Raw genomic sequence first — 23,178 nt, 5'->3', positions numbered from 1 at the left:
ACTCAGATGCCGAGAACGAGTTTCGCGGTGGTGAAGTAGATGATCAGCCCGGTGGCGTCGACGAGTGTGGTCACCATCGGCGCCGACACGACGGCCGGGTCGATGCGGAACTTCTTGGCCAGCAAAGGCATTGTGCCGCCGATGGTCGCGGCCCAGCCGCAGATGAGCACCAGGGTGACGGCCACGACGATGGCGATCTTGGGACCGACGAACACGGTGCCGATCAGCAGGCCCGCCGCGGCCAGCATGCTTCCGAGGACCAGGCCGACCCGGCATTCGCGCCAGATCACCTTGAAGAGATCCGACACCCGCACCTCGCCGACGGCCAGGGCACGCACACACGCCGTGGCCGCCTGCGCGCCTGCGTTGCCGCCCGCCCCGATGAGCAGCGGAATGAACAGCGCCAGGCTGGCCGCCTGCTCGAGGGTGGTGGCGAAAATGTCGGTGACGCTCACCGTGAGCGTGGCCGCGAACAGCAGCAGCATCAGCCACAGTGCCCGGTAGCGCGCCAGCTGGAACACCTTGGCGGCCATGTAGTGGCCCTCCCACGGCGCCGAACCGGCCTGCTTGGCCACGTCCTCGCTGTCGGCGGCCTCGAGCACCTCCATCGCGTCGTCGATGGTGAGCAGCCCGACCACCCGGTCCTCGCTGTCGACGACGACCAGGTTGATGTCGTTGGTCGAGCTCATCAACCGCGCCGCCTTCTCGGCTGAATCGGTGGCCCGCACGAACGGTGGCTCGGTGACCACCAGTTCCGACACCATCGCCTCCGGGGCGTGCAGTACCAGCTCGCGCAGTTCGACGATGCCGGTGAGCCTGCGCCCCCGGTCGACCACGGGCAGGGTGTACACGGTTTCGGCGTTGGCACCCTTGGCACGCACCCACGCCAGCGCCTGGGCGACGGTCAGATTGCCCGGGAGCGCAACGACTTCCGGCGTCATGTAGTGCCCGACCGACCCCTCCGGGTAGCCGAGCAGGGCGGCGGTCATCCGGCGCTCGCGCGGGCTCAGCCCTTCGAGCACCTTCTTGGCGACCTTGGCGGGCGCCTCGTGCAGCATGCGGGCGCGGTCGTCGGGGTCCATCGCCTCGACCAGATCGCGAAAGCTCTTCTCGCGCAGTCCCTGCAGGATCTGCTGCTGGTCGACCGGCTCGAGTTCCTCGAAAACGGTGATGGCGCGGTCCTTGTCGAGCAGCCGGAACACCACCCCGGCCTGCACGGCGTCCATGCGGGCCAGCGCGTCGGCGATCACGTGCGGCGGACGGTTGTCGAGCCAGTCCATCGCGCTGTTCACGCGGTGGGTCTCGACGATGTCGCGCACCGACTCGGACAGGATCGCCAAGGCCTCGGTCACCGAATAGTCCTCGGCCACAACAGGATTCGGTTCGTGCGCGACGGCTTCGACGGGTACGTGACGTGCTTCGACGAGATCGATCTGCGACATGGGACAGTCCTCTGGCGCGACAACGCGCATGCCTACGGCAGAGGTAGGTACATGCGCCGAGATGGTTTCGGGAGACGGCGAGGATTACCGCGGGCGTCCGCCACCACGACCATCACGCACCACCGCCGAGAGAGCCGGCCGGTTTCAGTGCGAGAGCGAAGGGGCGACGCCGCGCGGCCTTCGACTAGGGGGTTCGCTGCGCATTGCAACACCACCTCCTCGTCGTCACCGCGGGCCCTGTGCCCACACTTCTCCCCGAAGGATACATGCGAGGACTGGTCGTTTCATCTTTACGCTGTCGTACCACTGGTCACAGTGGCCTCTGTCACACCACGGGCAGGCAATCCCGCGATGACGGTGTCGACCGCCTGTTCGGCGAACTGCCAGACCTTCGCGCCGTCGACGTGGCGCAGCGGTCCACGCAGGGCCAGTTCGGCGAAGCCGTGCACCGTCGACCAGCAGCTCCACGTGGCGGCCTCGCGGGCCGACGGGGCGAGGTCGCCGATGTGGACCATCATGTCGAGTGCCTCGGCGAGTGCCAGATAGGCGGGCGAGTCGGCGATCACGGCGGGCGAGGTGTCTCCCGCACCGAAGAACGCGACGGCGAACCAGCCCGGCTCGGCGAGCGCGAACGCGATGTAGCCGAGCCCGACGGCGCGCAGGCTTTCCCGTGGCCCGGCGGGTACGCGGTCGGTCGCCATGCGCGCCGCCATGTCGGCCTGGATAGCCGACGACACCGCGTCGAGCAGTGCCTTGCGGTCGGGAAAGTGCCGGTAGGCGGCATTGGGCGTGACTCCGACGCGACGGGTGACTTCCCGGATGGTCAAGGCCTCGGGCCCGCCGGACCTGGTGAGTTCCAAGCCGGCCGCGAGCAGCGCGGCCGCGAGATCGCCGTGGTGATACGCCAACCCTTGTACACCCTTTCCGCGAAGTATATGGTGTGAACATATCAAATGTGCACGCCGTACACATCGGAGGCCGAACCCATGACCGCACTCCCGAACGTCGTCGACCACGACACCTGGCAAGCCGAGCTCGACGCCCTTCGCGTCCGCGAGAAGGCCGCCACCCGCGAACTCGACGCCATCGCCGCCCAGCGGCGCAGGCTGCCCGCCGTCCGCCTGCCCGACTACACGCTCAAAGCCGAAGACGGCAGCGATGTTTCGCTGGCCGAAGTGTTCGACGGGCGTACCCAGCTCATCACCTATCACCACATGTGGACGCCGGGAAACACCTGGCAGTGCCCCGGCTGTACCGGGCTCACCTCCCAGTACGCGCGGCTCGATTTCCTCGACGCCTACGACGCGCGGTTCGTCATCGTCACCCAGGGCCCGATCGATGAGGTACTCGCCTACAAGCGCCGCGTCGGCAACACCATGACCTGGTACTCCACCGCCGACAGCCCCTTCGGCGCCGATATGGGCGCGGCCCCGGGGGCGGGCTTCGCGGTGAACACCTTTCTGCGCGACGGCGACACCGTCTACCGCAGCTGGCACACCGACGGTCGCGGCACCGAACAGCTCGCCTACACCTTCGGTCTGATCGACGCCCTCCCCTACGGGCGCCAGGAGGAGTGGCAGGACAGCCCCGAAGGCTGGCCGCAGTCACCCACCTACAGCCGCTGGCCCAGCTCCAAGGACATCGCCGCTTCCTACGGCGACCCGAACGCCTGATGGGGCGATCGCAGGCGAAAACCGCCGGTCGGGGATTCGGCGCGGCGCGCGCACAATAGTTGCCGGAGTGGGCGGCAGTGGGAACAGTGGAGACCGAAAGCCGCGGTGCGTGGCGCGGCGACATCGGTTGTCAACACACTGAGGAGAAACCTGTGCGCTTCGGCATCTTCGTCCCCCAGGGCTGGCGGCTCGACCTGGTCGACATCGAACCGGCCGACCAGTGGGCGGTGATGCGCGAACTGGCCGAGCGGTTCGACAGCGGCGGCGTGTGGGAGTCGATCTGGGTGTACGACCACTTCCACACCACCCCGGTGCCCACCGACGAGGCGACCCACGAGGCGTGGTCGCTGATGTCGGCCTTCGCCGCCTCGACCAGCCGGGTGCGGCTGGGGCAGATGTGTACGGCCATGAGCTACCGCAACCCCGCCTATCTGGCCAAGGTCGCGGCCACGGTCGATCTGATCTCGGGTGGCCGGGTGGAGATGGGTATCGGCGCCGGCTGGTACGAACACGAATGGCGCGCTTACGGTTACGGCTTCCCACCCGCCGGTGAACGCCTGGGCAGGCTCGACGAGGGCGTGCAGATCTTCCGTCAGGCCTGGCGGACCGGGCGCGCCACCCTCGACGGCAGGTACTACCAGGTCGACGGCGCCATCGTGCACCCACGCCCGTTGCAGGAGAACGGGATTCCCATCTGGGTCGCCGGTGGTGGGGAGAAGAAGACGCTGCGCATCGCCGCGAAGTACGCGAACTACACCAACTTCAGCGCCGTCCCCGACGAGTTCATCCGCAAGTCCGAAATCCTGCGCGAACACTGCGCCGAGGTGGGCACCGACTTCGCCGCCATCACCCGCAGCTCCAACTTCAACGCCGTGGTGGGAACCACGGAAACCGAAGTGCAGGAACGACTCTCGCTCATCATCGACCGCTACACGCCCTTCCTCGGCGCCGACGCGGCCAAGACCTACGTCACCGACAACTTCGCGAGCAGCGCCGCCACCGGCACGCCCGAGCAGATCGCCGAACGGTTGGGCGCCGTCAAGGATCTCGGCCTCGGCTACGCCATCCTCAACTTCCCCGAGGCCGCCTACGACACCTCCGGTATCGAACTGTTCGAGCGCGAGGTGATTCCCGCGCTAGGCGGGTAGGGCGGGGACGATCGCCTCTCCCATCCGGGTCAGTGTCGCGCAGGCATCCGGCGCGGGCTGGCCCGGGTTGGTCACCACGATCATGCGCACCACCCCCTGTTCGGCGCCGAAGACGACATCGCACACCGTGGTCAGCGAGGCCGAGTCGACCAGCTTGCGTCCCGCACGTCCGGCGACCGTGATGTCGTAGAAGTTGCCCGGACCGGCCTCGGCCTCGAACTCCTCGAGCGAACGCTCCGCCGAGTACACCCGCAACGAAGCGGTCGCACCGTCCCACGCGCACGTCTGCCACCCCACCTCCGCCGACCCGGCGGGGACTCGCGACGCCGGGTCGACCCCCGCCTGGGTCAGCGCCTGCTCCCCCACCCCCGCGCACGGCTCGAACAGCGCCTTCGCCGCCGGGTCGTCCCCGGAACATCCGGCGACCGTGCCCGCCACCACGATCCCCAGGCCAATCGTCGACAACCGGCGCATCCCAGGTCCCTTCCACTGCCCGACAAAACGCGCCCAAGCTACCAAGCAATTGTCCTGATCCGGCCCCGCGTCGCCCGATACTGTCGCGGTCACCACTGCCGACCGTCCGGGTTGTGGCAGACCCGTACGGTCCACCGTCGTTCGGATCCTCTCGGCACCGCGCGGCTTCTGCTGAATCTTCCTTCCGCGGCGGGCTTTCCGACTCCGGACATCCGCTGGGTGGCGACGTAGGATCGCTGCCGGGCCTGCCCCTCGGCAGGTCGGGAAGGGGAATCCGACGATGAGTGCCACTGTGCCCGTCGAACTACTGGCGGCGAGCTCGACCACTTTGGGCGCCGCCTACGCGGCCGCGCTCCAACTCCTCGACGCGCGACGCTCACGCGTTCGCGTCCAGCAGCTCAGCAAGACGATCACCGAGGACGCCGGCGCGGAACCGAAGGCCGACTGGCTCGAGGCCGCCGCCCGCGAGCGCTCGGCCCTCGACATCGAGCATCATCACAGCGCGCTCCAGCAGCAGCGTCTGGCGACCATCGCCTCGCTGGTGTGCGGCGTGATCGCGATCGGCGTGGTGATGTACGGCCTGATCGGCGACGACCCGGGCGATCCCCAGGGGCTCGCTACTGTGGCAGCGGGTCTGCTGCCCGGCGCGGCCAGTGCCCTGCTGTTCTGGCAGTCCCGCGGAGCGAGCACCCGCGCCGACAAGTTCGCCGAGCGCATCGCCACCACCGCCGCCCGCGCCGAAGCCCTCCGTCACGCGGGCTCCATCCTCGACACCCGCGCCCGAGACCGCTTCGCCACCGCCGTGCTGCTCAGCACCGCGTTCCCGGAGCTCACCGGGCGGGAGATATGGCGGATGGCCGAGAGCAAAGCCCCTGCGCACGACGGTGATTCGCAGCCGACCGCCGAAGTCGAGGCCGACTGAGGGCCCGTCCTGGTCTGGCAACAGTATTGGCACGATCAACGGTTCCCGTTAAGCGCACCCACCTACGTTGCCGATATGAGCGACTCGGTGGACATGCGGAAAGAGACCAAGCTTCTCAGCGCCAGATACGAGCGGGACAGCGACGGTCGGCTGGTGTTCGTCCCGGCGGTGCCCGCCGAACCGGACCGCGACGCGGAATGGCCGCTGCTGGCGAAGGATTCGACCGGCAGCACCACCCGAATGTGGTTCGCGTTCCCCTTGGACATGTCGCTGCACCTCGCGATCGGCGCCGCCACATGGTTCGCCGTCCCCGGCTCGATATCGCTGCTCTACGGTGTACTCGCCTGGCTCACCGCATCGTTCCTGCACCGCACCGTCATCCAACGCCTCACCCGAGCGACGCTCGGCAAGGCCGTCTTCGGCCTCCGCATGCGCTACACCGACGGCACCTACCCCACCCTCGGACGACTGATCAAGGAGTGGTTCCGTGGCCTCGGCGCCGCACTCGAGATGCTCGCCTTACTCGGCTAGAGCCCGGCAAACAACCGCGACCGCCCTGGCATTCACCCTCCTCAGGTTTCAACGCTTCTCCGGGAGGGGGTCGGTGAAAGACCAGCCCTCGGCGAGGAGTTGGTCGACGGCGGCTACGGCGGTGGTGAGGCGTTGACGATGGGAGCCCGTCAGGATGGTGAATCGTCGGGCGGTTCGGGTGAGTTCGGTGTGGAATCGTTCGGTCATCCAAGGGCGTAGGTGTTCGCCGTCGCGGAGGCCGTCGTCTTCGAAGGGGACGTCGGCGTGGTCGGTGAGCAGCCAGAGGTGCTGGCGTGGGGGTGCGTGCAGGGTGGGGTGGGTGTAGCCGAGGTAGCGCTCGTGCCAGATTTCGGTGGCGAAAGCGTCGGTGTCGCAGATGAGTACGGGGCCTGACTCGCGGGCGGCGAGGTCTTCGCGTTCCTGCTGGCGGGCGGCGATCAGGGGGAACTCGTCGGAGGTGAATTCCACCTGGGACCAGTGGGCGGAGGGGCCGAGGGTGGCGAGTTTCCGCTCGCTGTATTCGCGGCCGTATTCGGGAACCCAAGGGGCGCCGTAATGTTCGGCGAGGGCCTTGGCCATGGTTGTCGTGCCTGTGGACTCGGCACCGAGCACGACAACCCGCCTGGTGAGCGCGGCGCGCACCGGTGGCGCGAGGAACTCCCAGTGCGCCATCGGATCCCGCCGAATCGCTGTCGCCGATATCGGGTAACGGCGGCGCTGCGGGTCGACGCTGATCGACTGGGCACCGAAGCGGCGGGCCAGCTCGTCGCCGTAGGTCTCCGAAGTGAACACCGCGTCGACCGGTTCGGGGACGGCGGCGCGGAACACCGCCATGTGCGCATCCCAAACCTGCGGATCGGTGAGGTCCATGGGTATGTCGTCGACGGCACCCACCACGGAAATGCCAGGCTGCGAGTGTATTTCACGCATCCATGCCACTCGGTCGGCGAGCGGGACCGACTCCACCGACGCGGCGCAGACCAGCACCGTCAGCCGGTCACAGCGCGCGGCGGCGGTGCGCACCAGATGATGGTGGCCCGCATGCGGCGGATAGAACTTGCCCAACACCAGACCGTGCGTGAACCTGCGCGCGGATTCTTGTTGGCCGACGGCGGCATTCATGGTGCTCATACCGCGACAACCGCCGGTTCCGCCCGCACATCCCGCCGCCAGGCAATCAGCCCGCGCACACACAGCGCGAGGAACCCGCAGTACAGGATCGCGGTGAGATAGAGGTCTTTGTAGGCGTAGAGGGGGATGTAGACGACATCTGCCGCGATCCACAACCACCACGACTCGAGGCGTTTACGGCACTGCCCGTAAGTGGCCATCAACGACAGCGCGGTGGTGAGCGCGTCCCAGAACGGCACCGTCGATTCGGTTGCGGTATCGAGCAATACGGTGATCGCCGCGGTTCCGAGCACACCGCACACGCCGAGCACGAGCCATTCGGTGCGAGTGGTCCTGAGAACGGGCAGCCGCTCACTCCGAGGCGCCCCGTTGGCCCAGGTCCACCACCCGTAGACGGCCAGCGCGATGAACACCACCTGCAACCCGGCATCGGCGAATAACCCGGCCTGCGTGAACAGCAGGATGAAGAACACATTGTTGGCGATGCCGATCGGCCAGTTCGCGATGTGCTGGCGAGCCACCAGCCAGACACACAGCGCACCGCTACCGAATCCGAGCACCTCGGTCCAGCTCACCGGCGTGCCGAGCAGCGTGAACAGCGGTTCCTGCAAGGCAGCTATCAGATCGAACACGGTCATCCCCCGCATCAGTATTAGTCATCACGACAATAACCTGATCGAGGGTGCGGCACAAGGGATCATCGCCAAGGTCGTCACACGGTTGTTGTTAAGCGGAGTCGAGCAATCTGTGGCGCATGACCAACGCAGCACCGCCCCGGCACGCGACGAGGAACGGCAGCTACGAGCGCGACGGACGATCGACCTACGTCCCGGAGACGACGACCGCGCAGAACGAATTCCCGCTCACCGGACGCACATCCACCGGTTCCGAGACCGGCGTGATCCCCGCGTTCCTCATCGACATGGCCCTGCACGCCGCGATCGGCCTCACCACCTGGCACGTCGTCCAAGGCCCGACCGCCGTTCTGTACGGCCTGCTCGCCTGGCTCGGAGCCTCGTTCACGCACCGCACGATCGTCCAGCACCTGGCGGGCACCACCATCGGCAAATGCTCGTTCGGCCTCAGCCTGCGCCACGCCGACGGCACCCGCCCCTCACTCGGGCAGCTGATAATCCAGTGGGTCCGTGGCGGCTGGGCCTGCTTCGACTTCTTCGACTGAGTGCCGGATCACGACGAACGACCTCGGCGCGGATCACCCGTACCGAGGTCGTTCGGCAAGCTCACAACATGCAGCTGACGCAGTTCTCCACTTCGGTCCCCTCGAGGGCCATCTGCCGCAGGCGGATGTAGTAGAGGGTCTTGATTCCCTTGCGCCAGGCGTAGATCTGGGCCTTGTTCAGGTCGCGGGTGGTTGCGGTGTCCTTGAAGAACAGCGTCAGCGACAGGCCCTGGTCCACGTGTTGGGTGGCCGCGGCGTAGGTGTCGATGATCTTCTCGTAACCGATCTCGTACGCGTCCTGGTAGTACTCCAGGTTGTCGTTGGTGAGATACGGGGCCGGGTAGTAGACGCGGCCAATCTTGCCTTCCTTGCGGATCTCGATCTTCGACGCCACCGGGTGGATCGAGCTGGTGGAGTGGTTGATGTAGGAGATCGAGCCGGTCGGCGGCACCGCCTGCAGGTTCTGGTTGTAGATGCCGAATTCCTGCACCGAGGCCTTCAGCTCACGCCAGTCGTCCTGGGTGGGGATGCGCACGCCCGCGTCGGCGAACAGCTGTGCGACCTTGTCGGTCTTGGGCTCCCACACCTGATCGGTGTACTTGTCGAAGTATTCACCGCTGGCGTACTTCGATTCGGCGAAGCCACCGAACGCGGTACCGCGCTCCTTGGCGATCAGGTTCGAGGCCCGGATCGCGTGGTAGACCACGGTGTAGAAGTACATGTTGGTGAAGTCGATGCCCTCTTCGGACCCGTAGTGCACCCGCTCGCGCGCCAGGTACCCGTGCAGGTTCATCTGGCCGAGGCCGATGGCGTGCGACTCGTTGTTGCCCTGCTCGATCGAGGGCACCGAGTAGATGTGGGTCTGATCCGACACCGCGGTGAGCGCGCGGATCGAGGTTTCGATGGTCTGGCCGAAGTCCGGGGAGTCCATCGCCCTGGCGATGTTGAGCGAACCGAGGTTGCAGGAGATGTCCTTGCCGACCTTGGAGTACGAGAGGTCGTCGTTGAACTCCGAGGGGGTGGAGACCTGCAGGATCTCCGAGCACAGGTTCGAGTGGGTGATCTTGCCCTTGATCGGGTTGGCCCGGTTCACCGTGTCCTCGAACATGATGTACGGGTAGCCCGACTCGAACTGCAGCTCGGCGATGGTCTGGAAGAACTCGCGCGCCTTGATCTTCGACTTGCGGATGCGCTTGTCGTCGACCATCTCGTAGTACTTCTCGGTGACGTCGATATCGGCGAACGGCTTGCCGTAGATGCGCTCGACGTCGTACGGCGAGAACAGGTACATGTCCTCGTTCTTCTTCGCCAGCTCGAAGGTGATGTCGGGGATCACCACGCCGAGCGAGAGGGTCTTGATGCGGATCTTCTCGTCGGCGTTCTCGCGCTTGGTGTCGAGGAAGCGGTAGATGTCGGGGTGGTGCGCGTGCAGGTACACCGCGCCCGCACCCTGTCGCGCGCCCAGCTGGTTGGCGTAGGAGAACGAGTCCTCGAGCAGCTTCATGATCGGGATGACACCCGAGCTCTGGTTCTCGATCTTCTTGATCGGCGCGCCGTGCTCACGAATGTTGCTCAGCAGCAAGGCGACACCGCCACCGCGCTTGGACAGCTGCAGCGCGGAGTTGATGGAGCGCCCGATGGACTCCATGTTGTCCTCGATGCGCAGCAGGAAGCAGGACACGGGCTCGCCGCGCTGCTTCTTGCCGGAGTTGAGGAAGGTGGGGGTGGCCGGCTGGAAACGGCCGTCGATGATCTCGTCGACCAGCTTACTCGCCAGCGTCTCGTCACCGGCGGCCAGGGTCAGCGCGACCATGCAAACACGGTCCTCGAACCGCTCGAGGTAGCGCTTACCGTCGAAGGTCTTGAGGGTGTAGGAGGTGTAGTACTTGAACGCGCCGAGGAAGGTGGGGAACCGGAACTTCTTGGCGTAGGCCTGCTGGAACAGCTGCTTGACGAACCCGCGGCTGTACTGGTCGAGCACCTCGGGCTCGTAGTAGTTCTCCTTGACCAGATAGTCCAGCTTCTCGTCCAGGTTGTGGAAGAAGACGGTGTTCTGGTTGACGTGCTGCAAGAAGTACTGGTGCGCGGCCTCGCGGTCCTTGTCGAACTGGATCTCGCCGTCGGGGCCGTACAGGTTCAGCATGGCGTTGAGGGCGTGGTAGTCCATCACCTCGCCCGCGGCGTCGGGTCGCACCGCCGACCGCTCTAGACGGGCTGACTTGCCTGCCGGTGCTGTGGTTGCTGTTGCCAAAACAATCCCAATCCCTCTCGGACGCGCGCGACGTCCTCAGCGGTTCCCATAAGTTCGAAGCGATACAGGTACGGCACCCCGCATTTACGCGAGATGACATCGCCTGCAGCACAGTAGGTTTCGCCGAAGTTCGTGTTACCGGCCGCGATCACACCGCGCAGCAGGGCACGGTTGTGCGGGTCGTTGAGGAACTTGGCGACCTGCCGCGGTACGAGGTCCTTGTCGGACCGTTGCTCACCCATGACGTGCCGACCACCACCGTAGGTGGGGGTGATCAGCACGTAGGGTTCGTCGACGCGCAGCGATTCAGCGGTGTGCAGTGGTAGCCGAGTGGCCGGGAGACCCAGCTTCTCGACGAAACGGTGGGTGTTCTCCGAAGCGCTGGAGAAGTAGACCAGCCCGCCCGGAGTCGTCCGTTCGGGCATCGCGGCTCCTTCCGAGCGAAGTCCTAGGCGGCCGCGACGGCGAGCGACTTGATGCGGTCGGGACGGAAGCCCGACCAGTGATCCTCACCCGCGACGACGACGGGCGCCTGCAGGTAACCGAGCGCCATGACGTAGTCGCGCGCCTCGGCGTTCTCCGAGATGTCGATGACGTCGTACTCCACCCCGACCTTGTCGAGCGCCTTGTAGGTGGCATTGCACTGAACGCAAGCGGGCTTGGTGTACACGGTGACGGTCATTAGAGTCCCTCTCTCCTATGCCTGATCCACAGCCTGTGATCCGTATGCAGTGCACGAACGGTGATGCTGCGCAAACTCCTGGATCTGGCGAAGAAAGCCCTGCTCGTAACCCCTTCCCTTGGGCCCGATCAGTAGTAGCTTCACACCGTGTTCCAGTACCGAAGACACTACACCTAGTGGCCGACAGATGGGAACAACACAAGGGGTTGCGAGTCGCACAGATGTAATTTCCACCGGGTAAGTCCCAGGACGCACCGGCGGCGAGCAGCCGAAACAGTGGCTCAGATCACGATTTCGTCTACCGGCGAGTCTTCAGCAAACCGGCTCGACAACGAAAGGGCGCCGCATCGACCGTGTCGATGCGGCGCCCGTCGGGAGCGTTGTCAGCTTACGCGTTCACGAGCGTGCCGTTCGCGGCGGCGACCAGTTCGTGCACGGCCGCGCCGAGCTGGGTCAGCGCCTCGGCGTCCTCGCTCGGGTGCACCTGCGCGAACCGCTCACCGATGGTCCCGAACCGCACGGTGGCCGACTCCACGACCACACCGCCTGCGACGCCGACGGACTTCACCGCGTCGCCGTGCGCCCACTCGGCGGCGCGCGCGCTGATCGAGGCACTCACCACGGCGACCGGCTTGCCCTTGATCGAACCGGCACCATAGGGACGCGAGGCCCAGTCGATGGCGTTCTTCAGCACGGCAGGCAGGGTGCCGTTGTACTCGGGCGTCACCAGCAGGACGGCGTCGGCGGCGGCTACGGCGTCGCGCAGCGCCTGCGCGGCGGCGGGCACGGAATCGGGGACGTCGAGGTCCTCGTTGTAGAACGGGATCTCGGCGAGACCCTCGTAGATGGCGATGTCGACGCCCTCGGGCGCGGTCTGCGCGGCGGCCTCGGCGAGGCGGCGGTTGATCGACCCGGCGCGCAGGCTGCCGACCAGAGTAAGGATGCGGGTCTCGCTCATGACGACTCCTGGTGTACTCAGTGGAAAGATCCAAGTTTCATCCGACAATAACCGGACCACGGTCCGAATACTTCCCCGGAGGGGCGTGTGAGCAGCGTGAGCTACAGCACACCGAGGTCGGACGAGCCCGATGTGCTGCGGATCGGGCAACCGTCGTCCCTCAATGCCGAACCGGCCGAGCGCGCCGACGCGGCCCGTAACCGAGCCCTGCTGCTCGACGCGGCCCAGCAGCTGGTGCGCGAGCACGGCGTCGCGGGACTCACCATGGACGCGCTCGCCAAGCGCGCGGGCGTGGGCAAGGGCACGGTGTTCCGCCGCTTCGGCAATCGTTCCGGGCTGATGCTGGCCCTGCTCGACCATTCCGAGCAGAAGTTCCAGACGGCGTTCATGTTCGGACCGGGCCCGCTCGGGCCCGAGGCCGAGCCGATCGACCGGTTGATCGCCTTCGGCCGAACCCGGCTGCTCGATATCGAACTCGAGGGCGATCTGCACCGCGCCGCCGAGGAGAAGGGCCGCTTCGGCGACGGCCCCTACGCGCTGCACCGCGCCCACATCGTGCTGCTACTGCGCGCGGCCGGGGTGCGTGGCGAGCTCGCTCTGATCGCCGACGGCCTGCTCGCCACGCTCTCGGCGGCGCTGGTCCTGCATCAGATGGAGGTGCTCGGCTACACCCGCGCACAGATCGGCGACAACTGGGAATGGCTCGTTCGCCGGGTTGTTTCGCCTGTCGCCCAAGTAGAGTGAGACGGCATGGGGACACTGCGTGAACAGATCATTGCCGAATTGGGTGTACAGCCCGAGATCGAACCGAAGCAGGAGGTCCGCAGGCGCGTCGACTTCCTCAAGGAGTACCTGAGCACCACCCCTGCGAAGGGTTTCGTGCTCGGTATCAGCGGCGGGCAGGACAGCACCCTCGCCGGTCGGCTGTGCCAGCTGGCTGCGGAGGAACTGCGTGCCGAGGACAAGGACGCCACCTTCCTCGCGGTGCGGCTGCCCTACGGCGTGCAGGCCGACGAGCACGACGCGCAGGTCGCCCTGAACTTCATCGACCCCGACCGCTGCGTCGTGGTGAACGTGCGCCCCGGTGTCGACGCGGTGTCGGCCGAGGTGGCCGGGTCCATCGACCACGAGCGGCTACGCGACTTCGTGCGCGGCAATATCAAGGCACGCGAGCGAATGGTCGCCCAGTACGCGCTGGCCGGGCAGGAGAACCTGCTGGTGGTCGGCACCGACCACGCCGCCGAGGCGGTCACCGGTTTCTTCACCAAGTACGGCGACGGCGGTGTCGACCTGACCCCCCTCACCGGCCTCACCAAGCGCCAGGGTGCCGCGCTGCTGCAGGAACTCGGGGCGCCGCCGAGCACCTGGTCGAAAGTGCCGACCGCCGACCTCGAGGACGACCGCCCCGCCCTGCCCGACGAGGACGCGCTCGGTGTGCGCTACAGCGAGATCGACGACTACCTCGAGGGCAAGGAGGTGAGCGAGCAGGTCGCCGAGCGCGTCGAATCGCTGTTCACCGCCACCCGCCACAAGCGCACTGTGCCGGTGAGTCCCCTCGACACCTGGTGGCGCTAGGCCGATATCGAGATCGTCTTCGGCCAGAACGCCGTCTCGTTGGAGGCGGTGGCCGATCGACTGGCGATGAGGGCGCACTGCGACGGGCGCGTTCGGCGGCGGCAGGGGCTGTCCCCCTTGGCGGTTCGCGACGGGCTCGTCGCGAGCTGACCCGCGCGCGGGCTCGAGACGCGCGGCTGTCGCGTTCGGCCCGGATCATGGCGCATCGGGTCCGTGGGTGGGTCGGCGAGCTCATCGAGGTGAGCGGCGGCAGCCCACGACTTCCGGAGAAACTTTCGCGAATCGGGAATCAACTCGAATCTCCTAACCTTTCAACTACTGATTGACGGTTAGAAAGCCGGCTGTCGCTGCAAGCGTATGAGTCTTTTCCCGTGAAAGGGTTTTCCGTGATCGAGATTCCTGTGATCGCACATCGATTCGTCGAGGTCGACGGCGTGCGCGTCTTCTACCGTGAGACCGGTCCGCGCGACGCGCCGACACTGGTACTGCTGCACGGTTTCCCCTCTGCCTCGCACCAGTTCCGCCGGTTGATGGATGCCCTCGGCGGGCGGTACCACCTCATCGCCCCGGACTATCCCGGCTTCGGGCACACCTCGGCTCCCGAGGATTTCGCCTATTCGTTCGACCGCCTGGCGGACATCACCGAAGGCTTCCTCGAAGCTCTCGGCCTGCACCGATTCATCATGTACGTCTTCGATTTCGGCGGACCGGTGGGTTTCCGGATCGCCGAGCGTCATCCGGACTGGATCGCCGGACTGATCGTGCAGAACGCCAACGCCTACACCGAGGGCCTGTCCGACGGCGCCCGCGATTTCATCGCGCTGACCCCGGAAACCCCCGGATCACGCGACGTGATCGGCGACCTGCTGACCTTGGACGGCACCCGCGGTCAGTACGAAACCGGTGTCTCCGACCAGCATGTGCTCGACCCCGACGCCTGGACCCTGGACCAGCACTTCCTCGACGCGCCCGGACGGAAGCAGGCGCAACTGACGCTGGCCTTCGACTACCACAGCAATCTCGAGCGCTATCCCGCCTGGCAGCTCTGGTTGCGGACGCACACACCACCCACCCTGATCCTCTGGGGCCGGCACGACCCGTTCTTCCCCGAGCCCGGCGCCCACGCGTATCTCGCAGACGTACCGCAGGCCGAACTGCACCTGTTCGACACCGGCCATTTCGCCCTGGAGACCCACCTGCCGGAAATCGCCCCACGCATCGCGGATTTCGCCGAGCGAGTCCGGGACACCGGCCGGACCGATCGCTGAGACCGGTCGTGCGTCGCCGCGACCTTGCAGACGGTCGGTGGTACTGCGCTGGACCGGGTTCAGCCGCCGGCGAAAGGTGGGAGAACGTCTACCCGGTCGCGGAGCATGGCCGCGGGGTCGCGGGTGAGTTCGTCGCCGATCAGAAAGGCGCAGACCCGGACCAGGGTGTCCACCTCGGCACCGTAGGTGGTGGCGAGGGTGGTGCGTAGGTCGGCGACGGTGGCGCCGTCGGGGAGGTCGAGTGTTTCGGTGTTCTTGCCGACCGCGTCGGCGATGGCGGCGAAATAGCGGACCTCAACCACCGATGGCTCCCATCGTGCGTTCCGGGGGGACGAAACCTGCGGCGTCGATGCCGTGACCTGCCCACTTCTGCCACATCGCGCCGCGCCACAGCTCGGCGACCTCGGCGTCGTCGGCGCCGGCCCGCAGGGCGGTGCGCACGTCGAACTCCTGGTCGCTGAACAGGCACGAGCGCAGCATGCCGTCGGCGGTGAGCCGGGTGCGGTCGCAGGCGTCGCAGAACTTGCGGGTCACCGTCGCGATGATGCCGACGGTCGCGGGCCCGCCGTCGACCAGCCACTTCTCCGCGGGCGCCGAGGGGTCGGCGCGGCCGGCGGGCGTGAGGGTGAAGCGGGTGCCGAGCACGTCGAGCAGGTCGGCGGCGGTCACCATCTGTTCGCGCGCCCACTCGTGGTCGGCGTCGAGCGGCATTTCCTCGATGAAGCGCAGTTCACATTCCTCGGCGAGGCACCAGGCGAGCAAGTCGGCGGCACCGGCGAGGTTGTCGCGCATGAGCACGGCGTTCACCTTCACCGGTGCCAGGCCGGCGTCGCGGGCGGCGCGGATGCCGTTGAGGACCGATTCGAGGCGGTCGCGGCGGGTCAGGCGGGCGAAGTCGAGCCGGTCGACGGTGTCCAGGGAGACGTTCACCCTGGTCAGGCCGGCATCGGCGAGGGCACGCACCCGATGTTCGAGGCCGACACCATTGGTGGTCATCGCCAGCGGAGTGTCGGGAACGGCGGCGTGGCAGCCCGCGATGATCTGCTCGAGTTCACGACGCATCAGCGGTTCGCCGCCCGTGAAACGCACCTCGCGCACCCCGAGTTCCTTCACGGCGAGGGAGACCAGCCGGACGATCTCGTCGGCGGTGAGCAGTTCCTCGCGCGGGATCGGCGGCAGGCCCTCCTCGGGCATGCAGTACGTGCACCGCAGCGAACACTTCTCGGTGATGGAAACACGCAGGTCACGGGCGACGCGGCCGAATCGGTCGACCAGCAGCGGCGTCTCGGGCCTGCCGTCGAGAGACGGCCGCTCCGAGCGCACAGCGGGGATCCCCATCTCGACCAGCGTCATTCCTCCAGTATGACCCGTCGGGGCCGTCACATCGGGTCCGGTGCGGCGATTCGTTGCTCACCGCGGGCACCGGGAAAGAGTGAGCAACACGATCGAACCGGGTACCGCGACGACGATTAGGCTGGGCACATGACTCACCGGCCCGCCACCGCGTCGGCGCGCAGCGTGGACGAGTACCGCGACACCGTTGCCGCGCTGCTGGCCCGCCTCGCCGACCGCACCCCCGAACAGGTGCCGGTCCCCGACGCACTCGGGCGCGTGCTCGCCGCCGATGTGCACTCCCCGATCGATCTGCCGGTCTTCCGCAATTCCGCGATGGACGGGTACGCGGTGCGGGCCGCCGATGTCGCCGTCACGCCGGTGACACTGCCGGTCGCGGGGGTGGTGGCCGCCGGTAGGCCCGGCACCGAGGCGCTGCCCGAGGGCGCGGCGATGAAGGTGATGACGGGCGCGCCGCTGCCGCCGGGCGCGGACTGCGTCGTCCCGGTGGAAGACGTGCAAGCGGGCGACGACCGCATCGTTGTCGAACGTGGCCGGGCGCGTGGGGAATTCGTGCGCGAGGCCGGTACCGATGTGCGAGTGGGTGAGCTGGTCACCCGGGCGGGCACGGTGCTCGCGCCGCGTCATATCGCCGCGCTGGCCGCCGTCGGGCTGCCGAGTGTGCCAGTGCTGTCGCGATTGCGTGCGGTGTGCCTGACCACCGGGGACGAGTTGCGCCCGGCCGGTTCGGTGCTGGCCCCCGGCCAGATCTACAACTCGAACGGGATCGGGCTGGCCGCCGCCCTGCGCGCCGACGGCGTCGACGTGCTCGAGATCGCCCACAGCACCGACGACGCGACCGTCTTCGCCCAGGTGCTGCGGTCGGCGGTCGCGAAGGCAGACGTGGTGTTCACCTCCGGTGGGGTCTCCAAGGGCGACTTCGAGGTGGTCAAAGAGGTGCTGGCACCGCTGGGCGGGACGTTCGGTTCCGTCGCAGTGCAGCCGGGTGGACCGCAGGGGTTCACGGTGGTCGACGGTGTGCCCGTGCTGAGCTTCCCGGGCAATCCGGTGAGCACGATGGTTTCCTACACGGTCTTCGCGCGGCCGGTGATCCGGGCGCTCGCCGGGCTGCCCGCGCCCGCGAGCCGGGAGCTGCCTCTGCTCACCCCGGTCCGCTCCCCCGCGGGCAAGCGCCAGTTCCTGCGCGGCCTGACCAGCGACGACGGCGTGGAGGTCGTGTCCGGACCCGGCTCGCATCTCATCGCGGGTATGGCCTGGGCCGATGCGCTGGTCGACATTCCCGCCGAGGTCACCACGCTCGCCGCCGGTGCCACTGTGCGAATCTTGATGCTATGAGCGAGTTGTCGCACGTCGACCGTGAAGGTCGCGCCCGCATGGTCGATGTGAGTGCCAAGCCCGACACCACCCGGATCGCCGTCGCCGCAGGCGAATTGCAGACCACGGCCGACGTCGTGCGCCTGGTCCGTGCCGACGGCATGCCCAAGGCCGACGTGCTGTCCACGGCCCGGCTCGCCGGAATCGCCGGTGCCAAAAAGACTTCCGAGCTGATCCCGCTGTGTCATCAGCTGGCGCTGTCGTCGGTGAAGGTGGAGTTCGGGTTCACCGAGACGACCATCACCATCGAGGCGAGCGCCAAGACCACCGGGCCCACCGGGGTGGAGATGGAGGCGCTCACCGCCGTCGCCGTGGCGGGGCTCACCTTGCACGACATGGTGAAGGCGGTCGATCCGGCGGCGGTGCTGAACGGGGTGCGGCTGGTCACCAAAGAGGGTGGCAAGCACGGACATTGGGTGCGGCCTGAGGCGCGGCCGGCGTCGACCGAGGCCGCGGATGCTCCGGCCGTCGCCGGATCAGGCGGCACTGCGGGCATCTCGCAGGCAGCTGGCTCCGTCGCCCCTGCCGCTGATGCTGCGGTCGGCGTCTGGGAATCGCCGCATGCTGCCGAATCACATTCGGCCGTCGCTGATTCTCGGCACGCCATGAACAGCGCCCCCGCCGGGTCTCGTAGTGCCGCTGTCGTGGTCGCGTCTACTGGCGCGGCGTCCGGGTCACGTGTCGACACCACCGGCCCGGTGCTCACCGAATGGCTTGCCGCACAAGGGTTTTCCGTGCGTGGTCCGCTCGTTTACGCGGACGCCGACATCGCGGCAGGCTTGGCCGACGCACTGACCGGGGCGCCGTCGCTGGTCGTCACGACCGGCGGCACCGGCGCCTCGCCCACCGACGCCACCCCCGAAGCGACACGGGCCGTGCTCGATCGGGAGCTACCCGGGGTGGCCGACGCCATCCGGCAGCGTGGGACGGCGAAATTCCCGCTCGCGGCGCTGAGCCGCGGGGTCGCGGGCCTGGTCGGGAGCACCGTTGTGGTGAACCTGCCCGGTTCGCCCGGCGGGGTGAAGGACGGCATCGCCGTGCTGGAGCCGCTGCTGGATCATCTGCTCGCGCAAGTAGCCGGAGGCGGCAATCATGAATGACAAGGGCACGGTCGCGCTGGCCGCGATCAGTGACCGCGATCTCGATCCCGCCGCCGTCGAAAAGGCCGTGGACGGACCGGAATTCGGCGCCGTGGTGGTGTTCACCGGCAAGGTCCGCAATCACGATGGTGGCCAGGCGGTTTCGTCGCTCGAGTACTCCGCGCACCCGCAGGCCGAGCGGTTCCTCCACGCGGTGTGCGCCGAAGTCGCAACGGCCAGTGGACTTCCCGTCGCCGCTGCCCATCGGGTCGGTGCGCTCGACATCGGTGGCCTGGCGATCGTGGTCGCCGTCGCCGCACCGCATCGGGCCGAGGCGTTCACCGTCTGCCATGAGCTCGTCGACCGGATCAAGCACGAAGTGCCCATCTGGAAGCGGCAGCTGTTCGCCGACGGACTCTCGGAATGGGTCAACGCCTGCGGTTAGACCATGCTCGGGGTGTAGCGCCAGATGCCGAGCAACGCTTGGTCGTCCAGTGGTGAGTCTCCCTCGAAGACGGTGGCGCGCAAGCGTTCCAGGGCCGCGTCCGCGTCGAGCCCCGCGCCGATGAGCACCAGGCTCGAGACCCGCTGCTCACCCCGCGCCCAGGTGCCGGGGGTGAACGTCACGTGGCGACCGACCAGATGCATCTCGAACTTGCGCCGCTCCCCCTCGACCGCGAAGGCCACACACCCTTTGGCGCGGAACAGCCCTCGCGGCGGGTTTTCCAGGAAGTCCACCAGGGCACGAGGATTCAGCGGTCGCTCGCTGGTGAACGACACCGAGACGTAGTCGTCGTGGAAGTGGCGGTGGTCGGGATCGTCGTGGTCGTGGTCGTCGAGCAGGGCGTCGAAACTCAACTGCTGGGCCACTTTCGGCTCTTCGCGGGTGCGCTCGTCGAACAGCAGACCCGGGTCGACCCGGCCGTGCGTGGTCGCGTACACGGGGACCTGGCCGACCCACTCGGTGATTTGTTCCCGCAGGGCGGTGAGGGCGTCGGGCGTGACGCGGTCGGCCTTGTTCACCAGCACCAGGTCGGCCAGTTTCAGGTGCGAGATCAACTCCGGGTGACGGGTGCTCGTTGCACCGAATTGTTCGGCATCGACCACCTCGACCAGTCCGCCGTATCCGATGCGCGGATTCGGATTCGCCACGACCATCCGGATCAGATTGCGCGGTTCGGCCAGCCCGCTGGCCTCGACCACGATCACGTCCACCGCGCTGCGCGGCTGCGCCAACTGCGCGAACAGATCGTCGAGCTCGGACACGTCCACCGCGCAGCACACACACCCGTTCCCCAGCGACACCATGGCATCGACCTGCCCCGCGACCAGCATCGCGTCGATGTTCACCGCCCCGAAGTCGTTGACCACGACTCCGATCCGGGTTCCCCGGTTGTTGCGCAACAGATAGTTCAGCAGAGTCGTCTTCCCCGACCCCAGAAACCCAGCAACGATCACCACAGGAATCACGGCACCCATGGTGCCATCCCACCGCTGCCGTCCACTCCCGCCGCCCCTCCACCTTCGCCGAACCCCGCCCTGGTCCTGGACGCGCGATCACCACGCCCCGGTGGCGGCATCGACCGAGAGCCGACCGCCACCAGAGCGTGGTGATCTTGAAACGAAGGGTTCGGTGGACTACTTCGTCGGGCCGAAGACGACGCCGGCGAGGGTGTAGGCCAGGTTGATGAGCTGATTGGTGATGACGCTGTTGTCCATGCCGAGGGACTGGGCCATGGGCATCAGCATGTTCATCACCGTGAGGACCGGGCCGCCGAGGGAACTGCTCAGCGACGTGATGTCGGGAACCGATTCCTCCTGGTACGGCTGCGCCTTCGGGGCGGCACCGCCGCGTTCCCTCGGGGTGGGAGCCGGTGCGGCGGGCGGGCGGCCGTTGGCACCGGGTGCGGTGCGGGCCGGGGCGTACGGCAGCGGCGCCGGGTCGGCGATCGGGGCCCGAGCCGGTGCGCGCGCCGGGGCGGGCGCTGCCGGGGTGGTGGAATCGCTGGACGGCTCCTCGACGGGCGCCGGATCCTGGCCGGATTCGTCACCGGCCGCACCGTTCTCCGGCGACCCCTGCGCGGGTGCGCCTGCCGGGCCCGATTCGGGCGCGGACCCCTGCCCGCCGGCCCCGGATTCCGGGCCGGCACCGTTTCCGGTCGCGTCCGATTCAGGTGCCGACCCCTCGCCGACACCTCCGGACTCGGGCCCCGACGCCACACCGGGCGCGGACCCCTCACCAACTCCACCTGACTCGGGTTCCGACGCCGCACCGGGCGCGGACCCTTCACCGGTTCCACCGGATTCGGGCGCGGACCCCTGGCCGACTCCACCGGACTCGGGCGCCGACCCTTGCCCGGTCCCGTCGGACTCCGGCACCGATCCCTGACCCGACTCACCTGTGGCACCGGGCGCGGACTTGCTGGTAGACGGCGCACCACGACGCGGTGAGGTCGTATCGGACCGACCCGGCTTCTCGCTCGTCGAGTCCGTCGCCGCACCCGGTTCGGGCTCCTGCCCGGGCGTGGGAACCGGGGTCGCCACCGGCGCCCGACCCGGAATCGGCTTGGGTGCCAACGCCAAGGCAGGCGCGGGCCCGATCGGCTTGTTCAGCAGATAACCGACCAATCCGGTCGTGATGGCCACCGCGTGCTGCAGCCGTCCCTCGCGCGATTCGAGCAGCGCCGCGTCCTCGGCATTGGCGCCGTTGCCCATTTCCACGAAAACGAGCGGTACCCGGGTCAACGCGGGCCCGGCCACATCAGCGCGGGTCTGCAGCCCGTTGTTCGCACCGCCGTAGGTCGCCGGCGGGATCCCGGCTGCGACATAGGCGTCGCGCACCGCGCTCGACGCGGCGAGCCCGGCTCGCGATTGGGCCTGCTCGACGGCCGGATCGGGCACGGGGAGCTGCGGCAGGATGAGGTGGAAGCCGCGCTGGTCGGCGGGTGCGCTGTCGGCGTGGATGCTCACCGCCACCTCGGCACCGGATTCGTTCGCGGCGCGGGCGCGTTCGTCCACGCAGCCGCCCCACCCGGCGTCGTCGGCGCGGCTGAGCACCACCTCGGCGCCGAGCGCCTGCAGCGAGGTCTTCACCAGCTGGGCCACTTCCCAGTTGATGGTGTGTTCGGGGACGCCGCCCAGTGATGTCATGCCGGTGGTCTGGCAGTCCTTGGTTCCGCCTCGGCCGTTGTCGACCTGACGGGCGAGATCTTCCGCATGGGCCGGACCCTGATGACCCGGGTCGAGGAAGATCGTCTTCCCGGCGAGCTGATCGCCCTGCGCTGGTTCAGGGTCGGCGTGGGCGGTCACGGGCAGCAGCCCGGACAGCGACACCACGACCGCGGCGGAGACTGTGGAGCAGAGACCGGCCTTGATGATGTCTGGTTTCATGTTCGGTCGGCGCTCCGGAACGGAGCACCCCTCCCTTCCCATTGGTAACACCAAACCCAGTAGTTAACTCTTGCCACGTGTACAACGACAGGGCAAGCACCGTTACCGAACTGCAATAGGCCGATAATCGCTGGTCAGGTGCCCAGATGGGCGATTTTTCAAGTGCGTCAGGCAACCTCCGGCAACTGCCGCAACGAGCGGAGCGCGTAGTGCACGCGGGTCTTCACCGTGCCGACGGGAACCCCGAAATCCTCGGCCACTTCCCGATATCCGCGATCACGCAGAATCACTTCGACCACGGCCGCACGCTGAGGTTCGGGCAACCGGGCGAGCAGCTCGTCGACGAGCAAGCCGTCGACGAGCCCGTCGGCGAAATCCGGCCTGCCGCAGGGCACCAGCTCGGCGAGGTCGTCGAAACCCACATCGATCGGGCGCACGGCCCGAGCCCGCACGATGTCGACGACCACATTGCGTTCGATCGCCAGCAGCCACGTGCGCACGCTGCCCTTGCGCGCGTCGAAGTCGGCGCACGCGCGCCACGCGCGCAACAAGGTCTCCTGGACGGCATGCTCGGCCAGCCCGCGATCACCGAGGCTGCGCATGGCCCGCCAGTGCAGCAGGCCGCGATCGGCGGCCAGCACGTCGGCCAGCCCGTCCCTGGTACACAGTCGCGCGCAGTGCGCGTTACAGAAGTTGTCCGCCATACCGGGTTATCGCGGCCGGACCGCCCGATGACAACGCCTTAAG

Annotated in this window: 24 protein-coding genes and 1 pseudogene; 11 read left to right on the top strand and 14 right to left on the bottom strand. The window is 67.7% G+C overall.

Going from position 1 to position 23,178, the window contains the following annotated elements:
* Nucleotides 1-2 precede the first annotated feature (2 nt).
* Both mgtE and AB0F86_RS15310 read right to left on the bottom strand, forming a co-directional pair.
* Nucleotides 3-1,442, bottom strand: a complete 1,440-nt coding sequence (mgtE, locus tag AB0F86_RS15315; RefSeq protein ID WP_225279047.1) for a magnesium transporter — start codon at nucleotides 1,440-1,442, stop codon at nucleotides 3-5.
* A 290-nt stretch (nucleotides 1,443-1,732) separates the two neighbouring features.
* On the bottom strand, nucleotides 1,733-2,350 hold the full coding sequence (locus AB0F86_RS15310; protein WP_225279046.1) for a TetR/AcrR family transcriptional regulator: 618 nt from the start codon (nucleotides 2,348-2,350) through the stop codon (nucleotides 1,733-1,735).
* Nucleotides 2,351-2,428: 78 nt separating this feature from the next.
* Between AB0F86_RS15310 and AB0F86_RS15305 the strand changes: the two genes are divergently transcribed.
* Together AB0F86_RS15305 and AB0F86_RS15300 are read left to right on the top strand one after the other, a co-directional pair.
* Nucleotides 2,429-3,115 carry a DUF899 family protein gene (locus tag AB0F86_RS15305; protein ID WP_356986498.1) on the top strand — a complete coding sequence of 229 codons (687 nt, stop codon included), beginning with the start codon at nucleotides 2,429-2,431 and terminating at the stop codon, nucleotides 3,113-3,115.
* Nucleotides 3,116-3,267: 152 nt separating this feature from the next.
* Entirely contained in the window at nucleotides 3,268-4,263 is a 996-nt protein-coding gene (locus tag AB0F86_RS15300; protein WP_356986500.1) for an LLM class F420-dependent oxidoreductase, read from the top strand.
* Here AB0F86_RS15300 and AB0F86_RS15295 read toward each other — a convergent pair.
* Nucleotides 4,252-4,728: a DUF3558 family protein gene (locus tag AB0F86_RS15295; RefSeq protein WP_225279043.1), complete on the bottom strand. Its 477-nt coding sequence runs from the start codon at nucleotides 4,726-4,728 to the stop codon at nucleotides 4,252-4,254. The two genes, AB0F86_RS15300 and AB0F86_RS15295, sit on opposite strands and share 12 nt — an antisense overlap.
* A 289-nt stretch (nucleotides 4,729-5,017) precedes the next feature.
* On the opposite strand from AB0F86_RS15295, the gene AB0F86_RS15290 reads away from it, so the two are divergent.
* Together AB0F86_RS15290 and AB0F86_RS15285 are read left to right on the top strand one after the other, a co-directional pair.
* Nucleotides 5,018-5,659, top strand: a complete 642-nt coding sequence (locus tag AB0F86_RS15290) for a hypothetical protein (RefSeq protein ID WP_356986502.1) — start codon at nucleotides 5,018-5,020, stop codon at nucleotides 5,657-5,659.
* A gap of 75 nt (nucleotides 5,660-5,734) precedes the next feature.
* A complete protein-coding gene (locus AB0F86_RS15285) occupies nucleotides 5,735-6,190 on the top strand; it encodes an RDD family protein (RefSeq protein WP_356986504.1) in 456 nt (151 codons plus the stop codon).
* 48 nt (nucleotides 6,191-6,238) lie between these two features.
* On the opposite strand, the gene AB0F86_RS15280 is transcribed toward AB0F86_RS15285, so the two are convergent.
* Nucleotides 6,239-7,321 carry an AAA family ATPase gene (locus tag AB0F86_RS15280; protein WP_356986505.1) on the bottom strand — a complete coding sequence of 361 codons (1,083 nt, stop codon included), beginning with the start codon at nucleotides 7,319-7,321 and terminating at the stop codon, nucleotides 6,239-6,241.
* Nucleotides 7,318-7,959 carry a nicotinamide riboside transporter PnuC gene (gene pnuC / locus AB0F86_RS15275; protein WP_356986507.1) on the bottom strand — a complete coding sequence of 214 codons (642 nt, stop codon included), beginning with the start codon at nucleotides 7,957-7,959 and terminating at the stop codon, nucleotides 7,318-7,320. Before pnuC ends, AB0F86_RS15280 begins: the two co-directional genes overlap by 4 nt.
* 116 nt (nucleotides 7,960-8,075) lie before the next feature.
* Here pnuC and AB0F86_RS15270 point away from each other — a divergent pair, with 116 nt between their 5' ends.
* Nucleotides 8,076-8,501: an RDD family protein gene (locus AB0F86_RS15270; protein ID WP_356986509.1), complete on the top strand. Its 426-nt coding sequence runs from the start codon at nucleotides 8,076-8,078 to the stop codon at nucleotides 8,499-8,501.
* Between the two features lie 61 nt (nucleotides 8,502-8,562).
* On the opposite strand, the gene nrdE is transcribed toward AB0F86_RS15270, so the two are convergent.
* The 4 genes from nrdE to AB0F86_RS15250 form a co-directional block, all read right to left on the bottom strand.
* The gene (nrdE, locus tag AB0F86_RS15265) at nucleotides 8,563-10,668 is read right to left on the bottom strand and encodes a class 1b ribonucleoside-diphosphate reductase subunit alpha (protein ID WP_356986648.1); all 2,106 of its coding nucleotides are present in this window, start codon (nucleotides 10,666-10,668) and stop codon (nucleotides 8,563-8,565) included.
* A gap of 38 nt (nucleotides 10,669-10,706) precedes the next feature.
* Nucleotides 10,707-11,177, bottom strand: coding sequence for a class Ib ribonucleoside-diphosphate reductase assembly flavoprotein NrdI (gene nrdI / locus AB0F86_RS15260; RefSeq protein ID WP_225279038.1), 471 nt, complete (start codon nucleotides 11,175-11,177; stop codon nucleotides 10,707-10,709).
* Between the two features lie 23 nt (nucleotides 11,178-11,200).
* Nucleotides 11,201-11,434 (bottom strand): glutaredoxin-like protein NrdH, encoded by a 234-nt coding sequence (gene nrdH, locus AB0F86_RS15255; RefSeq protein ID WP_067493089.1) that lies wholly within the window; start codon nucleotides 11,432-11,434, stop codon nucleotides 11,201-11,203.
* 388 nt (nucleotides 11,435-11,822) lie between these two features.
* Nucleotides 11,823-12,392: an NAD(P)H-dependent oxidoreductase gene (locus AB0F86_RS15250; RefSeq protein WP_356986511.1), complete on the bottom strand. Its 570-nt coding sequence runs from the start codon at nucleotides 12,390-12,392 to the stop codon at nucleotides 11,823-11,825.
* A 135-nt stretch (nucleotides 12,393-12,527) separates the two neighbouring features.
* On the opposite strand from AB0F86_RS15250, the gene AB0F86_RS15245 reads away from it, so the two are divergent.
* The 3 genes from AB0F86_RS15245 to AB0F86_RS15235 all read left to right on the top strand — a co-directional run bounded on the left by AB0F86_RS15245 (nucleotide 12,528) and on the right by AB0F86_RS15235 (nucleotide 15,235).
* A complete protein-coding gene (locus tag AB0F86_RS15245) occupies nucleotides 12,528-13,136 on the top strand; it encodes a TetR/AcrR family transcriptional regulator (protein WP_225279247.1) in 609 nt (202 codons plus the stop codon).
* A gap of 6 nt (nucleotides 13,137-13,142) precedes the next feature.
* On the top strand, nucleotides 13,143-13,967 hold the full coding sequence (gene nadE / locus AB0F86_RS15240) for an ammonia-dependent NAD(+) synthetase (RefSeq protein WP_356986513.1): 825 nt from the start codon (nucleotides 13,143-13,145) through the stop codon (nucleotides 13,965-13,967).
* A gap of 386 nt (nucleotides 13,968-14,353) precedes the next feature.
* A complete protein-coding gene (locus tag AB0F86_RS15235) occupies nucleotides 14,354-15,235 on the top strand; it encodes an alpha/beta hydrolase (RefSeq protein ID WP_356986514.1) in 882 nt (293 codons plus the stop codon).
* A gap of 59 nt (nucleotides 15,236-15,294) precedes the next feature.
* Here the strand turns inward: AB0F86_RS15235 and AB0F86_RS15230 are convergent, their stop codons facing one another.
* Nucleotides 15,295-15,537, bottom strand: a complete 243-nt coding sequence (locus AB0F86_RS15230) for a MoaD/ThiS family protein (RefSeq protein ID WP_067493080.1) — start codon at nucleotides 15,535-15,537, stop codon at nucleotides 15,295-15,297.
* Entirely contained in the window at nucleotides 15,530-16,588 is a 1,059-nt protein-coding gene (gene moaA / locus AB0F86_RS15225) for a GTP 3',8-cyclase MoaA (protein ID WP_356986516.1), read from the bottom strand. Before moaA ends, AB0F86_RS15230 begins: the two co-directional genes overlap by 8 nt.
* Nucleotides 16,589-16,717: 129 nt before the next feature.
* On the opposite strand from moaA, the gene glp reads away from it, so the two are divergent.
* The 3 genes from glp to AB0F86_RS15210 are packed head-to-tail and all read left to right on the top strand — an operon-like array spanning nucleotide 16,718 to nucleotide 19,486.
* Complete coding sequence (gene glp, locus AB0F86_RS15220; RefSeq protein WP_356986517.1) at nucleotides 16,718-17,923, top strand: gephyrin-like molybdotransferase Glp; 1,206 nt, start codon at nucleotides 16,718-16,720, stop codon at nucleotides 17,921-17,923.
* Nucleotides 17,920-19,062: a bifunctional molybdenum cofactor biosynthesis protein MoaC/MoaB gene (gene moaCB / locus AB0F86_RS15215; protein WP_356986519.1), complete on the top strand. Its 1,143-nt coding sequence runs from the start codon at nucleotides 17,920-17,922 to the stop codon at nucleotides 19,060-19,062. Before glp ends, moaCB begins: the two co-directional genes overlap by 4 nt.
* Nucleotides 19,055-19,486, top strand: a complete 432-nt coding sequence (locus AB0F86_RS15210; protein ID WP_067493072.1) for a molybdenum cofactor biosynthesis protein MoaE — start codon at nucleotides 19,055-19,057, stop codon at nucleotides 19,484-19,486. Before moaCB ends, AB0F86_RS15210 begins: the two co-directional genes overlap by 8 nt.
* On the opposite strand, the gene AB0F86_RS15205 is transcribed toward AB0F86_RS15210, so the two are convergent.
* From AB0F86_RS15205 to AB0F86_RS15195, 3 genes and pseudogenes are all read right to left on the bottom strand, one after another.
* Entirely contained in the window at nucleotides 19,483-20,520 is a 1,038-nt protein-coding gene (locus AB0F86_RS15205; protein WP_356986521.1) for a CobW family GTP-binding protein, read from the bottom strand. The two genes, AB0F86_RS15210 and AB0F86_RS15205, sit on opposite strands and share 4 nt — an antisense overlap.
* Before the next feature lie 921 nt (nucleotides 20,521-21,441).
* A pseudogene (locus AB0F86_RS15200) lies at nucleotides 21,442-22,431 on the bottom strand (N-acetylmuramoyl-L-alanine amidase); the annotation flags it as partial.
* A gap of 167 nt (nucleotides 22,432-22,598) precedes the next feature.
* The gene (locus tag AB0F86_RS15195) at nucleotides 22,599-23,135 is read right to left on the bottom strand and encodes a sigma-70 family RNA polymerase sigma factor (protein ID WP_255674284.1); all 537 of its coding nucleotides are present in this window, start codon (nucleotides 23,133-23,135) and stop codon (nucleotides 22,599-22,601) included.
* Between the last annotated feature and the right edge of the window lie 43 nt (nucleotides 23,136-23,178).

The organism is Nocardia sp. NPDC023733 (genome assembly GCF_040639775.1).
Taxonomy (GTDB): domain Bacteria; phylum Actinomycetota; class Actinomycetes; order Mycobacteriales; family Mycobacteriaceae; genus Nocardia; species Nocardia rosealba.
This window is presented reverse-complemented; position numbering and strand designations above follow the sequence as displayed.

Bases quoted from the DNA above. Each gene is read 5' to 3' on its own strand.
- nrdE (WP_356986648.1), bottom strand. From the start codon at position 10,668: ATGGACTACCACGCCCTCAACGCCATGCTGAACCTGTACGGCCCCGAC.
- nrdH (WP_067493089.1), bottom strand. From the start codon at position 11,434: ATGACCGTCACCGTGTACACCAAGCCCGCTTGCGTTCAGTGCAATGCC.
- AB0F86_RS15290 (WP_356986502.1), top strand. From the start codon at position 5,018: ATGAGTGCCACTGTGCCCGTCGAACTACTGGCGGCGAGCTCGACCACT.
- AB0F86_RS15250 (WP_356986511.1), bottom strand. From the start codon at position 12,392: ATGAGCGAGACCCGCATCCTTACTCTGGTCGGCAGCCTGCGCGCCGGG.
- AB0F86_RS15280 (WP_356986505.1), bottom strand. From the start codon at position 7,321: ATGAGCACCATGAATGCCGCCGTCGGCCAACAAGAATCCGCGCGCAGG.
- nadE (WP_356986513.1), top strand. From the start codon at position 13,143: ATGGGGACACTGCGTGAACAGATCATTGCCGAATTGGGTGTACAGCCC.
- mgtE (WP_225279047.1), bottom strand. From the start codon at position 1,442: ATGTCGCAGATCGATCTCGTCGAAGCACGTCACGTACCCGTCGAAGCC.
- AB0F86_RS15205 (WP_356986521.1), bottom strand. From the start codon at position 20,520: ATGGGTGCCGTGATTCCTGTGGTGATCGTTGCTGGGTTTCTGGGGTCG.
- AB0F86_RS15305 (WP_356986498.1), top strand. From the start codon at position 2,429: ATGACCGCACTCCCGAACGTCGTCGACCACGACACCTGGCAAGCCGAG.
- moaA (WP_356986516.1), bottom strand. From the start codon at position 16,588: ATGACGCTGGTCGAGATGGGGATCCCCGCTGTGCGCTCGGAGCGGCCG.
- pnuC (WP_356986507.1), bottom strand. From the start codon at position 7,959: ATGACCGTGTTCGATCTGATAGCTGCCTTGCAGGAACCGCTGTTCACG.
- glp (WP_356986517.1), top strand. From the start codon at position 16,718: ATGACTCACCGGCCCGCCACCGCGTCGGCGCGCAGCGTGGACGAGTAC.
- AB0F86_RS15210 (WP_067493072.1), top strand. From the start codon at position 19,055: ATGAATGACAAGGGCACGGTCGCGCTGGCCGCGATCAGTGACCGCGAT.
- AB0F86_RS15285 (WP_356986504.1), top strand. From the start codon at position 5,735: ATGAGCGACTCGGTGGACATGCGGAAAGAGACCAAGCTTCTCAGCGCC.
- moaCB (WP_356986519.1), top strand. From the start codon at position 17,920: ATGAGCGAGTTGTCGCACGTCGACCGTGAAGGTCGCGCCCGCATGGTC.
- AB0F86_RS15195 (WP_255674284.1), bottom strand. From the start codon at position 23,135: ATGGCGGACAACTTCTGTAACGCGCACTGCGCGCGACTGTGTACCAGG.
- nrdI (WP_225279038.1), bottom strand. From the start codon at position 11,177: ATGCCCGAACGGACGACTCCGGGCGGGCTGGTCTACTTCTCCAGCGCT.
- AB0F86_RS15270 (WP_356986509.1), top strand. From the start codon at position 8,076: ATGACCAACGCAGCACCGCCCCGGCACGCGACGAGGAACGGCAGCTAC.